We start from the raw sequence: 12,851 nt of genomic DNA on the forward strand, positions 1-12,851 counted from the left end.
GGGGGTCTGGTCATTCCACAAATTATGTAGGGAAACATGATGAAGAACTGGATTTCGCGCCCGGCGGCCCTCGCTCTGAGCGCCGCGCTGATCACTTCCACGGTCAGTGCGCCCGCATCGGCAGGCCTCAAGGACATGTTCAAGAAGGAAGGCACCGCCCAGGAGCAGCGCAAGGAAGGGGTCGCCCAGATCCCGACATGCGCCAAGCCGCTGGGCAGCATCTCGGTGTTCGAGCCGGAAGACGCGGTGAACTGGTGGACCGGCCAGCAGCTGCCGGCGCCGTCCAAGCTGATCAAGGTGTTGGTCAACAAGTCGCGCTGCTTCACCCTGGTCGATCGTGGCGCCGGCATGGCCGCAGCCCAGTACGAGCGTGAGCTGGCCTCCAGCGGCGACCTGCGCACCCAGTCCAACATCGGCAAGGGCCAGATCAAGGCCGCCGACTACGTGATGGTGCCGGACCTGATCGGCCAGAACAGCAACGCTGGCGGCAATGCACTGGGCGGGCTGGTGGGCGGCCTGATCGGCGGCCGGGCCGGGGCGCTGGCCAGTGGCATCACCTTGAAGAGCAAGACCGCTGATGTGGTCCTGACCGTGACCGACGTGCGCTCTTCCGAGCAGGTGGCCATGGCCGAGGGCAACGCAAAGAAGAACGATATCGGCTGGGGCGCCGGTGGCGGCCTGTTCGGCGGCGGTGGCTTCGGCGCGGCCGGTGTCGGCGGCTACGCCAATACCGAAATCGGCCAGGTCATCACCCTGGCCTACCTGCAGGCCTATACCGATATCGTGACCCAGCTGGGTGGCCTGCCCGAAAATGCCTCGGCAGCCAACGTCAAGCAGGCCTTCAGTGTGACCCGTCCTGGACGTCTGCTGGCCTCGGCCAAGGGCACTGGCGGCGCGGTGCGTGAGCTGGAGACGGGCATGATGGTGTATCCGACCGGAGTCAAGGACGGCACGATGTTCGAGGTCGAGGACGAGCTGGGCAACACGGGCTGGGTTTCCTCGAACATGATCCAGCTGGCCAGATAAGCCGCAGAGCCCGCATGCAGCGGGTATCAGGAGGCCGCCAGGGCGGCCTCCGCTCGCTTGGGGCCGGCGCCCATGGCTTGGGTTCGGCCGATGCCGGCCCGATAATCGGGGCATGAAGATCTCCTCCGACAATCCGGAACACGGCTTCCAGTTCCCCGGCACCTTCGAGCTCAGCGCCATGGGCACGGCCGGGGTCGAACTGGAACGCGAACTCCCGCGCCTGCTTGTCGCTGCCGGCATCCAGGTGCTGGAGGAGCACGTAAGCTGGAAGCACTCGTCCAACGGCAAGTACGTCTCGGTGCGCATCGCCTTCTACGCTGAAGATCGCGCGCGCTACGACGCCGCCCACCAGGCGCTGCGCGATCATCCGGAAGTGAAGTGGACACTGTAGCCGCGGGCGCCTGCGGTCCTTCGGCGCAGGCCGATGCGGCCATCGCCGCGCGCGCGCCGCTGCCGGCGGAGGTGTACGACCTGGGGCGCCAGCCGTATGAACCGGTGTGGCGCGCGATGCAGGCCTTCACCGATGCGCGCGATGAGGCCACGCCCGACGCGCTGTGGGTGGTCGAACACGAGCCGGTGTTCACCCTGGGCCAGGCCGGCAAGCCCGAGCACGTGCTGGCCGCCGGCGACATCCCGGTGATCCACGTCGACCGCGGCGGCCAGGTGACCTATCACGGCCCCGGCCAGCTGGTGGTGTATCCGCTGCTGGACCTCAAGCGCCTGCAGATCGGCGTGCGCGACTACGTGTGCCGGATCGAGCAGGCCATCATCGACACCTGCGCCGAGTGGAACATCCAGGCCCAGCGCAGGCAGGGTGCGCCCGGGGTGTACGTGGCCGGGGCCAAGATCGGCGCGCTCGGCATCCGCGTGCGTCGCGGCTGCACCTTCCATGGCCTGAGCTTCAACATCGCCATGGACCTGGAGCCGTTCCAGCGCATCAACCCCTGCGGCTACCAGGGCCTGCAGACCATCGCCCTGGCCGACCTGGGCGGACCGGCCTCGATGGAGACGGTCAAGGCGGTGCTGCTGGAAAGGATCGCGGTGTTGTTCGGGCTTGCGTTGCAGGCCGGCGCGGAACTCCCTGTGCTGGGCTGAGCCGCGCCCTGTTGGGAGCAACTGTCTGCTCGGACGCCAGCGATGCGGCCGTGGGAGCAGTGTCCTGGGTGGGAGCCGCCACGGCGGCGATGTGGCTTTGCCTGGAAGTTTTCATCGCCGCCGTGGCCGCTCCCACGACACGCCCGGCCAGGAAGGCATTCGGCCATGCGACACTGTGCGCCATGGCCTTCGATCCCGATGCCTTGGTGGCGCGCGCGCTGTCGACCCTACCGCCGGCGCTGGTCGACGCCGCCGATCCGGCCCTGCATGCCGCGCTCGAAAAACTGGTACTGGCCAGCGACTTCGCCTTGCAGGTGCTGCGTCGCCAGCCCGAACTGGTGAAGTACTTCCAGCGCGATGGGTCCGCACCGCTGCCCTTGCCGGTGCTGCCGGCGAAAGCGCCCGAACAATGGCCTGCGCTGCTGCGCCGCTACCGCAGCGCCGAGTCCACCCGTCTGGTATGGCGCGACGTGGTCGATGGCGCGGACGTGGACGAGATCCTGGCCGGCAGCACGCGCCTGGCCGAAACCTGCCTGCAACGCGGCCTTGCGGCGCTGGAAGGCGAGTTCATCGCCCGCCACGGGCAGGTCCGCGACGCCCAGGGCCAGCCCGTGCGGCTGGTGGTATTCGGCCTGGGCAAGCTGGGCGGGGGCGAGCTGAACTTCTCCTCCGACGTGGACCTGGTCTACGCCTATGCCAGTGGCGGCCAGTCCGATGGCCCGCGTCCGCTGGCCGCCGAGGAATACTTCGCGCGCCTGGGCCAGCGCCTGGCGCGGCTGCTGGATGAAACCACGGCCGAGGGTTTCTGCCATCGCGTCGACCTGCGCCTGCGCCCGTACGGCAACGCCGGGCGGGTGGCCCTGTCCTTGGCCGGGATGGAGCGTTATTTCCAGACCGAAGGCCGCGACTGGGAGCGCTACGCCTGGCTCAAGGCGCGCGCGGTGGCCGGCGACATCGCCGCCGGCGAGGCCTGGCTGCAGACGCTGCGGCCGTTCGTCTACCGGCGGTATCTGGATTTCACCGCGCTCGATGGCCTGCGCGCGATGAAGGCGATGATCACCGCCGAAGTCGCGCGGCGCGAGCTGGCCGATGACATCAAGCGCGGCGCCGGCGGCATCCGCGAGATCGAGTTCCTGGTCCAGGCGCTGCAGCTGGTGCACGGCGGCCGCGATCCGCGCCTGCGCCAGCGCAGCCTGCGCGCGGCCCTGGACGCACTGGTGCAGGCGCGGTTGCTGGAGCCTGCGCTGGCCGAGGGCTTGCGCGCCGCCTATCGGTTCCTGCGGCTGCTGGAAAACCGCCTGCAGATGCTGCGCGATGCGCAGACCCACACCCTGCCGGACAACGCCGGTGATGCGCTGCGCATCGCGCTGTCGCTGGGCTACACCGATGTGGCCCAGCTGCGCGCGGCCGTGCAGGCGCAGCGGGCGGTGGTGTCGGCTGCGTTCGCGCCGCTGATGGCCGCGCCGGCAGACGCACACGACCACGATGAGCTGGCGCCGTACCGGCGCATGCTCGATGGCGAGGATGCGCAGGCCGCGCTGGCCAGGGCCGGGTTTCACGACGCCGCCCAGGCCGATGTGCGGCTGCGTGATTTCCTCAAGGCCCCTGGCGTGGCCGCCCTGTCGGACGTGTCGCGCGCGCGTCTGGACCGGGTGTTGCCGGCGGTGCTGCAGGCCGCGGTGGCCTGTGGCCAGCCCGACGCCGCGCTGCAGCGCAGCCTGGCCTTGCTGCAGTCGATCCTGCGCCGGGCCAGCTACCTGGCGCTGCTGGACGAGGCGCCGGGCGCGCTGACGCGGCTGGTCGATGTGGTCGCGCGCAGCGCCTGGATGGCCGAGCGCGTGGCCCAATACCCGCTGCTGCTGGACGAACTGCTGGATGCGCGCGCGGCCGGGCCGTTGCCCGATCGCCAGGCGCTGGATGCGGCCTGCGCGGCGGCCTTGAACGAAGCCGACCCCGAGCTGGCCCTGCGCCGGCTCAACGAGACCCGGCTGGCGTTCGGCTTCCGCATCGCCCTGGCCGCGCTGGACGTGCGCCAGCCGCCGGCCGACTCGGCGCGCCAGCTGGCGTGGCTGGCCGATGCGGTGTGCACCGTGGTGCTGCGCATGGCACGCAGCGCGGTCCAGGCCGCGCACGGCCGGGTCGCCGGCGGCGAGTTTGCCCTGATCGGTTACGGCAGCCTGGGCGGGGAGGAAATGGGCTTCGGTTCGGACCTGGACCTGGTGTTCCTGTTCCGCGCCCCGGCCGGCGCGTCCTCCGACGGCCCGCGGCCGCTGGATGCCGCGCGCTGGCACCTGCGCCTTGCGCAGAAGGTGGTGGCGCTGCTGGAAACCATGACCGGCGCCGGGCGCCTGTATGCGGTGGACGTGCGCCTGCGTCCGGACGGCGCCAAGGGCCTGCTGGTGTCCTCGCTGGACAGCTACGCCGACTACCAGCGCCATCGCGCCTGGACCTGGGAACACCAGGCGCTGGTGCGCGCGCGCGGGGTCGCCGGTGACGACGGCCTGCTGGACGCCTTCGAGCGCATCCGCGCCGACACCCTGGCCACGCCGCGCGAGCCGGGCAAGCTGCGCGAGGATGTCCAGCACATGCGCGCCCGCATGCGCGCCGAACTGGACCGCAGCAGCGCCGAACGCTTCGACCTCAAGCAGGGCGCCGGCGGCCTGGTCGACCTGGAATTCCTGCTGCAGGCGCTGGTGCTGGAACATGCCGCGCGCATTCCCGAACTGATCACCCCGGAGAACACGCGCGCACTGCTGCAGGCCATGGCCGAGCACCAGGTGCTGTCCGCCGACACCGCCGCCGGCCTGGTCCAGGCACATGCCACGCTGCTGGCCGCCAGCCTGTCGTGCACGCTGGACCAGCGGCCGCGCCTGAGCGCACCGACCCCGGCGATCGCGCAGGCACGCGCGCAGATCAGCGCCGCGTGCCGGGCCCATGGCCTGGATTTTCCGCAAGGACGCGCCGGGCCGCGCTGATCGCGCAAGTCCGAGCCCCCTCATCTGCCCTGCCGGCATCTTCGCAGGCGGGGGAGAAGGAGCGAGCCCATGTGCTGCCGGCGCGTGGCAGGCAGATCAAGCCTGCTCCTATCCGATCGCCAGGCGTTGCCTGACCTGTTCGGCGATGCGTGCGGTCTCGCGCAGCGGTGTGACCGGAAAGGGCGCCAGGCCGTCGGCCAGCGCGTGGATGCGGCCGCGTTCGGCCAGCGCGCCGAGGAAGCGCTGCAGGCGGCCGCTGGCGCGCTGCGGGGCGTGCACGAACACCGGCGCGTCGGTGGCGCAGGCCTCGGACAGCATGTTGACCGAATCGGCGGTGCACACGATGCGCTCGGCCCAGGCCAGCAGGCCGGGGTAGGGATTGACGCCATCACGCTCCTCGCACCACAGCAGGTGCGGGCCGTCGGCGTAGTGGCGGCGCAGCCGGGCCACCAGCTCGGCCGGGGTGCGTCGCGAGGTGGTGGCCATCACCGTGCCGCCTTCGTTGCGCACGGCCGCATCGAGCATGGCGAGGATGGTGTCGATGTCGGGCACACCCAGGCGCAGGTGCGCGCTGGGGCCGCCGACCAGCAGCGCGGTGCGCGGGCCGGGCAGGCGGCCCAGGTGCGAAAACCGGCGGCGCGCATCGGCCAGCCATGCCTCGTCCACCGGGTTCAGGCTGCCCAGCAACGTCAGCACGTTGGGGCGACGCAGGCGGTCGTGGCTGGGCGCGATGACCAGGTCCCAGTGCAGCGTGGAGATGCGCGGATCGAGGATCTGGATCGCGCGCGCGCCGCCGGTGCGCAGCAACCGCGTGGCCAGCGCGGCCTGGCGCCCGCAGCCGATCGCCAGGGCCGGCGGCTGGGCCAGCGCCGCGTTGAAGCCAGGACCGAAGGCGTGCTCGCTGCCGGGCAGCAGGCGCGGCGCCAGCTGCTTCCACGGTGCGCGCGCCTGCAGCACCCAGTCGCGCGTGGGCAGGCCCAGGGCGCGGGCCAGCGCGGTGGCCTGGCGCACGTTGCCGGCATGCCCGTCGGTCAGGGTCCAGGTATGCGCCGGGGAAGTCATGGGTGATGACGAAACAGAAAGGCTCGATGCGGGCGGGATTGTTCTGCAAAACAATCCGTTGCGGATCGCCTTGGTGCTGCAGCTGTGGCCACACCCTACACTGCCGCCCGGCGTGGGGTGAAGCCGCCGTACCGCGCGCCTTCGATCCTTCGTGCCGGAGTTGCCCGATGTCCCAAAGCCTTGATGCTTCCGCGCTGGACCAGTTGTTCCGCAGTGCCCGCACGCACAACGCCTTCACCGACCAGCCGGTCACCGAGGCCGAGCTGCGCGCGCTGTACGCGCTGATGAAGTGGGGACCGACCGCGGCCAATGCTGCGCCGGCGCGCCTGGTGTTCGTCACCTCGCCCGAGGCCAAGGCCAGGCTGAAGCCGGCGCTGGCGGCCAACAACGTCGACAAGACCATGGCCGCACCGGTGACGGTGATCGTCGGCCACGACCTGGATTTCCATGAGCAGCTGCCCAGGCTGTTTCCGCACGCCGATGCCCGGGCCTGGTTCGATGGCCCGCAGCAAGGGCGGGTGGAAACGGCATTGCGCAACGGCAGCCTGCAGGGCGCCTACCTGATCCTGGCCGCACGCGCGCTGGGCCTGGATGCCGGGCCGATGTCCGGCTTCGACAACGCACTGGTGGACGCCGCGTTCTTTGCCGGGACTTCGATCAAGTCCAACTTCCTGGTCAACCTGGGCCATGGCGATCCTGCCGGCGTGTTTCCGCGTCTGCCACGGTTGTCCTTCGATGAGGCTGCGCGGATCGTCTGACGCGCAGTTGTTTGGCTTCACCTGACAGCAACGTCAATGCTGTTCCCTTCGCCGCCACACCACGCCACACCACGCCACACCACACTAGGAGATCTTCGCATGCGCAAGTTCCTGCTCGCCGCCGCCCTGTCCGCCCTGGTCGCCCCGGCCTTGGCCGCCCCGACCACCTACACGCTCGACCCTGCCCACACCGACGTGATCGCCAGCTGGAGCCACTTCGGTTTTTCCAACCCCAGCGCGCACTTTGGTGATGTCGATGGCAGCCTGACCTACGACCCGGCCAACGTGGCTGCTTCCAGCGTGGCCGTCACCCTGCCGCTGAGCGGCCTGGAAGCGTTCACCGACAAGTTCAACACCCATCTCAACAGCGCCGACTTCTTCGATTCGGCCAAGTTTCCGACTGCCAGCTTCAAGAGCACCAAGGTCGAAGCAGCCGGCAAGGACAAGCTGAAGGTCACCGGCGATCTGACCATCAAGGGCATCACCAAGCCGGTGGTGCTGGATGTGACCTTGAACAAGGCCGCCGACCACCCGGTGAAGAAGACCGCCTCGATCGGTTTTGACGCCACCGCCATGGTCAAGCGTTCGGATTTCGGCCTGGGCGCCTACGCGCCGATGGTCAGCGACGAGGTGAAGCTGACCATCACCACCGAAGCCGACGTGCCGAAGGCCAAGTGATGTCGCGATGGGGCCGGTGATTGCATCGGCCCCATCTGCAAAACAGCAACGCCGCCGGGGGGTGATGCCGGCGGCGTTGCTGTGTGCGTCATCGCCGATGAATCGGCTCCCACATGACGGGCGTCAGGCCTTGGCCAGCGCCTGGGCGAAGTCGCCGATCAGGTCGTCGATGTGCTCCAGCCCGACCGAGACGCGCAGCAGGTTCTGCGGCGTCACCGGCGCAGGCCCTTCGACCGAGGCGCGATGTTCGACCAGCGATTCGCAGCCGCCCAGCGAGGTGGCATTGGTGAAGATCTGCAGCGCGCCGGCCACCGCCAGCGCCGCCTCGCGGCCACCGTTGATCTGCACGCTGAGCATGCCGCCACCATCGCGCATCTGGCGCCTGGCCAGCGCGTAGGCCGGATGCGAAGCAAGGCCGGGGTAGTGCACGGCCTGGACCTGCGGTTGCACGCTGAGGAACTGGGCCAGCGCCCTGGCATTGGAACAATGCAGCGCCATGCGCGCCGGCAGTGAACGACAGCCGCGCAGGGTCAGCCAGGCGTTGAATGGCGCCATCACCGCACCGGTGATGTGCAGGCGATGGGCCACCGCGCGGTACAGCGCATCCTCGCGCGCGAACGCCAGCGCACCGCCCAGCACGTCGCTGTGGCCGCCGAAGTACTTGGTGGTCGAATGCATGACGATGTCCGCGCCCAGCGCCAGCGGCTGCTGCAGCACCGGCGAGGCGAAGGTGTTGTCAGCCACCAGCAGCGCGCCATGGGCGTGTGCCAACTCGGCCAGCGCGGCGATGTCGCAGACCTTCAGCATCGGGTTGGAGGGAGTCTCTGCCCAGATCACGTCGACCCCGTTGGCGCAGGCGGCGCCGACCGTGGTCAGGTCGGTCAGGTCCAGGCGCAGCACCTGCACGCCGCGCTCGGGCAGGAACTCGGCCGCCAGCAGGCGCAGCCCGGCGTAGCAGTCATCGGGGATGATCAGCCGCGCGCCGGGGCGCAGGGTGTCCAGCAGCGTGCTGATGGCGGCCATCCCCGAGGCGAAGGTGATCGCCTGGGCGGCGCCTTCCAGCGCCGCCACCGCCGCCCGCAGGCGGTCGTTGGTCGGGTTGCCCTCGCGCTGGTATTCATAGCCGGCGATGCGCTCGGCCGCCGGGCCGTGGCGGAAGGTGGTGGCCAGGTGGATCGGCGGGGTGACCGCGCCGGTTTCAGGGTCGTATTCGCCGCCGGCATGGACGGCGAGGGTTTCAAGGCGCATGGGATCAGGTTCCGGTGAGGTGGTAGAAGTGCAGCACGCGGGCCAGGGTGGCCGCATTGGAAAAGCCGATCGCATCCAGTCCGGCGGCGCGCGCGCCGCTGAGGTTCTCGTCGCGGTCGTCGATGAACAGCGTGTCGGCCGGCGCCACGTCCAGCAGCGCCACGCAGCGCAGGTAGGCCTGCGCTGAAGGCTTGGCGATGCCGACATCGCCGGCGCCGACCACGCGCCCGGCAAACAGCGGAAACAGCGGCGGGCAGATGCGCTCCAGGTGCAGGGTCAGCAGCGGGCCGTTGTTGGTGAAGATCGCCACCTGGGTGCGCCGGGCCGCTTCGCCGGCCAGCGCGAGCATGGCCGGTTCGGCCGACGTGGCCAGCGTGCGCGCAGCGATGCAGTCCTGCAGGGTCAGGCGCGCGCCCAGCCGGCGCGAGAGTTCATCGGCGTAGTCCTGCGGGGGCCACAGGCCGATGTCCGCTTCGTGTTCCAGCCCCGAGTCGAAAAGCGCGGCCTGCACCGCCGCCGGGCTGGTGCCGCTGCGCCGGGCCAGCTCGACCAGGCGCACCCGGCGGTCGTAGCTGGCCAGTACGTCGTCCAGGTCGAACAGCACCAAGGCAGGTGGACGCCGGCGCGGCCGCGCGAGCCGGGTCATGCGGGCAGGGCGCGGCGGGCGCGTGGGCAAGGGCACGTCATGGCAGTTCGGGGGTGGGGGAAGACCAGCGCTCGAGGATAGCCACTCCCCGCCGGTAGGTCGCCTGTGGCACGCGCGTGCTGGTGGGTTCGCGGCGGTTCTTGGGTTGCGGGTGGGCGGCGCTGCGGCCGCCGTGGACGGTCTGCCTACCCAGCAAGGCGGGACCTACCCGCCGCGACCGACCCGGGCATGTGGCGATCGAAGTATGTTCATTGCGGGGTACATGTGCGCTTGAAAACAAGCCTTCCTTTCATCCATGGAAGTTCACGGAGCATGCGATGAGTTCCAGACGTGTCCGCAAACGTGCCGCTGGCGTGCCGCATGGTGTTTCTCCGTTGCGGTTGCTCACGCTTGCCATGGTGAGTGCACTGCAATCGGTAGCGTTCGGCGCCGCGGCGGCCGAGGCGCAGGCTGTGTCCGATGAGAAGTCCAAGCCGAAGCAGCTGGATGCGGTCTCCGTGGTCGGTTCTCAGATCGCCGGCGGAGGGGCCCAGGCTGCGTTGCCAGTGATCTCGATAGATGCCGAACAGCTGGATGCCACGGGCGCGACAGACGGCAATGAACTGATCCGCAGCCTGCCGCAGATGGGGGATGTCACCTGGAATCCGACTTGGCTTGGTGGCGGCAACAGCAATGCCGCTCGCGGTGACATCGGCTCGATCAGCCTGCGCAGCATTGGTGCATCAAATACCTTGTTGCTGATCAATGGCCGTCGCAGCGTGATACATCCGACCACCGCCACGGTTGACGGCGCCATTTCCACCACCACCTACAACTCCAACGCCATCCCAATGTTTGGTCTGGAGCGCATGGACATGCTGCTAGACGGCGCAGCGGCCATCTACGGCTCCGACGCCATCGCTGGCGTGGTCAACGTGGTCACCCGGCAGAATCTTGCCGATGGCGGCGGCGTGCAATTCGAGTACGGCACTGTCTCCGGAAGCCATCGCGAAGATTATCAACTCAATGGCTATTTCGGTCATGATTTTGCCGAAGGGCGAGGCAACGTCTCGGTGATGTACAACTTCTCGCACAGGACGCCGCAGTACTTCAGCGACCAGTGGTATACCGCCACTTCCGGCCGTACCCGACGTCCGGACGGGTCGCTGGTTCCCGGTGGCACCGATAGCGGGCTGAGTACCACGACCCCGTATGGTCGGTTTCAGAAGTACAGCGACGGCACCACCACGGGCGGCTACTACACTGTCAATGCGAATGGGGAAGCCGTCACCGGCGCAAGGCCGGCAGTGCTGGTCGATTCCAATGCCATACCCGGGCTGACCCTCTCGCCAGGAATCAAGCGCGGCAACTTCTTCGGCAACGCGCGTTTCGACCTGACCGACAACCTGCAGCTGTTCGGTGAATTGGGCTACTACCAGGCTAAGTCGAAATCATGGATAAGCCCAGCATCCACCAGTACCACCCAACCAACCTACATTGACACTTCCGTTGCCACCGTGCCTGCAGCCCTGGCCGCCGGCGCCGACGCCATTAGCATTTCCAACTACCTGATCGCCGACGGCGGCATCCGCCCGGTGCGCGTGGACAACTACCAGACGCGCGCTCTGGTCGGCCTGCGCGGCTGGACCGACGGCGGCTGGAACTGGGAGACCGCGCTGCTGTATTCCAAGTCGCATGCCGACGACGACATGGTCGGCGTGGACGTAAGCAAGTTCGTCGACGCGGTCAATAACGGCAGCTACGACCCGTTCAACGGCGGCGGCACGCGCACCGGCGATCAGACCCCCAGCGACGCGTCGAGTTTCATGGTGCACACGCATCGCAAGACCACCGCGGAACTGGCGCTATGGGACTTTAAGATCAACCGCCCCGACCTGTTTTCGTGGTATGCCGGCGACATCGGCCTGGCCGCCGGCGTGGAGGTCCGCTACGAGTCGCTGCGCGACAACCGCGACACGATCATCGACGGCACCTACAAGTACACCGACTGGTACACCGGTACCGTGTACGACAGCAACTTCTTTGGCCACAGCTCCACGCCGGATTCCTACGGCAGCCGCAACGTGAAGTCCGCTTTCGTGGAAGTGGCTGTGCCGTTCGTGTCCGCCGATCAGCATATCCCGTTGGTAAAATCACTGGATGTCCAGCTGGCCGGCCGCTACGAGAGTTATTCGGACGTCGGCGATGTGGCAAAGCCCAAGCTGGCCCTGGCCTGGCAGGTGAACGACAGCCTGTTGTTGCGTGGTTCGGTTTCAGAGGGATTCAAGGCGCCGAATCTGGAGCTGGTGAATTCTTCGGTGCTGTATCGCTTCAATGGTTACGACGACGCGATACGGTGCGCGGCCCTGGTCGCGGGCGCTTCCTATGACGATTACCTGAGTTGCGATGCGGCAAATGCGCTCCCTGGCACCGGCATTTCACAGAACTATTCCGTGCGCTCGGTGCGTACCGGAAACCAGGAGCTGAAGCCGGAGCTCTCCAAGAACTATTCCTATGGATTTGTCTTCAGTCCGGATTTCATCCCTGACACGTATGGCAAGTTCAGCTTCGGAATGGACTGGTGGAAGATCGAGATCGAGAATCCGATCGGCATGTTGAATGACCAGAACGCGCTTTACTACGACGCTTATCTGCGCGTGGTCGAAGGCAGCTACAACCCGAACGTGGTCCGTTTCGACCCCACCGAGGCTGACATCGCCCAGTTCTCCGGTTCCGGCCTGGATCCGGTGGGTGAGGTGAACTACGTCAACGCCACCTACACCAACATGAGCCCGATCAATGCCGAAGGCGTGGACTACACCTTCGATTGGCGCCTCCGTGACACGGCCTGGGGCGATTTCTCGCTGATCATCAATGCCGCCCGCATCAAGAGCTACACCCAAGACCCCACCGTCGAGGAAGCGCTGATCCAGTCGGCCATTGACGCCGGCCTACTAAACCTGATGATCTCCTCCATCGGCGCCACCAACTTGGTGGGCAGATACAGCGCCAACGTTGGGGTCAAGCCAGAGTGGAAGGCCTCCGCCACGCTAGTATGGAAGTACGACAACTGGACGGTACGCGTGCGCGACCAGTATACCGACAGTGTAGTGTACGGGTTGTATGGCGACGGCAGCGATTTCGTGGTGCCGTCCACCCAGCGCTGGAATCTTTCTGTTAAGCGCGATTTCACCAAGGACTTCCTCAATGGATTCTCGGTGGAAGCCGGCGCGCGCAATCTTTTTGACAAGGATCCCCCCCTCAATTCGAGTGGGGATTATCTGGCCAGCGTGTATGAACCCTATGGTGCCTATTACTACATGAGCATCCAGAAGACCTGGTGATCGTCGGCAATGCCGGGTGAGGTGATGCCGTGGTTTCGTT

The 12,851-nt window shown here is 67.7% G+C and carries 11 protein-coding genes; 8 read left to right on the forward strand and 3 right to left on the reverse strand.

From position 1 onward, the window contains the following. Positions 1-39: 39 nt before the first annotated feature. From DSC_RS02275 to glnE, 4 genes are all read left to right on the forward strand, one after another. Positions 40-1,026: a CsgG/HfaB family protein gene (locus DSC_RS02275; protein WP_014159500.1), complete on the forward strand. Its 987-nt coding sequence runs from the start codon at positions 40-42 to the stop codon at positions 1,024-1,026. Positions 1,027-1,138: 112 nt separating this feature from the next. Then, positions 1,139-1,417 carry a DUF493 family protein gene (locus tag DSC_RS02280; protein ID WP_014159501.1) on the forward strand — a complete coding sequence of 93 codons (279 nt, stop codon included), beginning with the start codon at positions 1,139-1,141 and terminating at the stop codon, positions 1,415-1,417. Next, positions 1,405-2,121 carry a lipoyl(octanoyl) transferase LipB gene (gene lipB / locus DSC_RS02285; RefSeq protein ID WP_014159502.1) on the forward strand — a complete coding sequence of 239 codons (717 nt, stop codon included), beginning with the start codon at positions 1,405-1,407 and terminating at the stop codon, positions 2,119-2,121. Before DSC_RS02280 ends, lipB begins: the two co-directional genes overlap by 13 nt. A 182-nt stretch (positions 2,122-2,303) precedes the next feature. Further along, a complete protein-coding gene (glnE, locus tag DSC_RS02290; RefSeq protein WP_014159503.1) occupies positions 2,304-5,096 on the forward strand; it encodes a bifunctional [glutamate--ammonia ligase]-adenylyl-L-tyrosine phosphorylase/[glutamate--ammonia-ligase] adenylyltransferase in 2,793 nt (930 codons plus the stop codon). Between the two features lie 108 nt (positions 5,097-5,204). On the opposite strand, the gene DSC_RS02295 is transcribed toward glnE, so the two are convergent. Beyond that, entirely contained in the window at positions 5,205-6,158 is a 954-nt protein-coding gene (locus DSC_RS02295) for a mitochondrial fission ELM1 family protein (RefSeq protein ID WP_014159504.1), read from the reverse strand. On the opposite strand from DSC_RS02295, the gene DSC_RS17340 reads away from it, so the two are divergent. The 3 genes from DSC_RS17340 to DSC_RS02305 all read left to right on the forward strand — a co-directional run bounded on the left by DSC_RS17340 (position 6,157) and on the right by DSC_RS02305 (position 7,594). Then, complete coding sequence (locus DSC_RS17340; RefSeq protein ID WP_274377827.1) at positions 6,157-6,279, forward strand: hypothetical protein; 123 nt, start codon at positions 6,157-6,159, stop codon at positions 6,277-6,279. The genes DSC_RS02295 and DSC_RS17340 overlap by 2 nt on opposite strands. A 46-nt stretch (positions 6,280-6,325) precedes the next feature. Next, positions 6,326-6,916 (forward strand): malonic semialdehyde reductase, encoded by a 591-nt coding sequence (locus DSC_RS02300; protein ID WP_014159505.1) that lies wholly within the window; start codon positions 6,326-6,328, stop codon positions 6,914-6,916. 99 nt (positions 6,917-7,015) lie between these two features. After that, positions 7,016-7,594: a YceI family protein gene (locus tag DSC_RS02305; RefSeq protein ID WP_014159506.1), complete on the forward strand. Its 579-nt coding sequence runs from the start codon at positions 7,016-7,018 to the stop codon at positions 7,592-7,594. A gap of 123 nt (positions 7,595-7,717) precedes the next feature. Here the strand turns inward: DSC_RS02305 and DSC_RS02310 are convergent, their stop codons facing one another. Both DSC_RS02310 and DSC_RS02315 read right to left on the reverse strand, forming a co-directional pair. Then, positions 7,718-8,842 (reverse strand): trans-sulfuration enzyme family protein, encoded by a 1,125-nt coding sequence (locus DSC_RS02310; RefSeq protein ID WP_014159507.1) that lies wholly within the window; start codon positions 8,840-8,842, stop codon positions 7,718-7,720. Positions 8,843-8,846: 4 nt separating this feature from the next. Beyond that, entirely contained in the window at positions 8,847-9,488 is a 642-nt protein-coding gene (locus tag DSC_RS02315; RefSeq protein WP_043290336.1) for an HAD-IA family hydrolase, read from the reverse strand. 317 nt (positions 9,489-9,805) lie between these two features. On the opposite strand from DSC_RS02315, the gene DSC_RS02320 reads away from it, so the two are divergent. After that, on the forward strand, positions 9,806-12,811 hold the full coding sequence (locus DSC_RS02320; protein WP_043290337.1) for a TonB-dependent receptor plug domain-containing protein: 3,006 nt from the start codon (positions 9,806-9,808) through the stop codon (positions 12,809-12,811). Positions 12,812-12,851 lie beyond the last annotated feature (40 nt).

The sequence above is a fragment of the Pseudoxanthomonas spadix BD-a59 genome (assembly GCF_000233915.3).
Lineage (GTDB): Bacteria > Pseudomonadota > Gammaproteobacteria > Xanthomonadales > Xanthomonadaceae > Pseudoxanthomonas_A > Pseudoxanthomonas_A spadix.

Bases quoted from the DNA above. Each gene is read 5' to 3' on its own strand.
- DSC_RS02320 (WP_043290337.1), top strand. From the start codon at position 9,806: ATGAGTTCCAGACGTGTCCGCAAACGTGCCGCTGGCGTGCCGCATGGT.
- DSC_RS02315 (WP_043290336.1), bottom strand. From the start codon at position 9,488: ATGACCCGGCTCGCGCGGCCGCGCCGGCGTCCACCTGCCTTGGTGCTG.
- DSC_RS02310 (WP_014159507.1), bottom strand. From the start codon at position 8,842: ATGCGCCTTGAAACCCTCGCCGTCCATGCCGGCGGCGAATACGACCCT.
- glnE (WP_014159503.1), top strand. From the start codon at position 2,304: ATGGCCTTCGATCCCGATGCCTTGGTGGCGCGCGCGCTGTCGACCCTA.
- DSC_RS02300 (WP_014159505.1), top strand. From the start codon at position 6,326: ATGTCCCAAAGCCTTGATGCTTCCGCGCTGGACCAGTTGTTCCGCAGT.
- DSC_RS17340 (WP_274377827.1), top strand. From the start codon at position 6,157: ATGGGTGATGACGAAACAGAAAGGCTCGATGCGGGCGGGATTGTTCTG.
- DSC_RS02280 (WP_014159501.1), top strand. From the start codon at position 1,139: ATGAAGATCTCCTCCGACAATCCGGAACACGGCTTCCAGTTCCCCGGC.
- DSC_RS02305 (WP_014159506.1), top strand. From the start codon at position 7,016: ATGCGCAAGTTCCTGCTCGCCGCCGCCCTGTCCGCCCTGGTCGCCCCG.
- DSC_RS02275 (WP_014159500.1), top strand. From the start codon at position 40: ATGAAGAACTGGATTTCGCGCCCGGCGGCCCTCGCTCTGAGCGCCGCG.
- DSC_RS02295 (WP_014159504.1), bottom strand. From the start codon at position 6,158: ATGACTTCCCCGGCGCATACCTGGACCCTGACCGACGGGCATGCCGGC.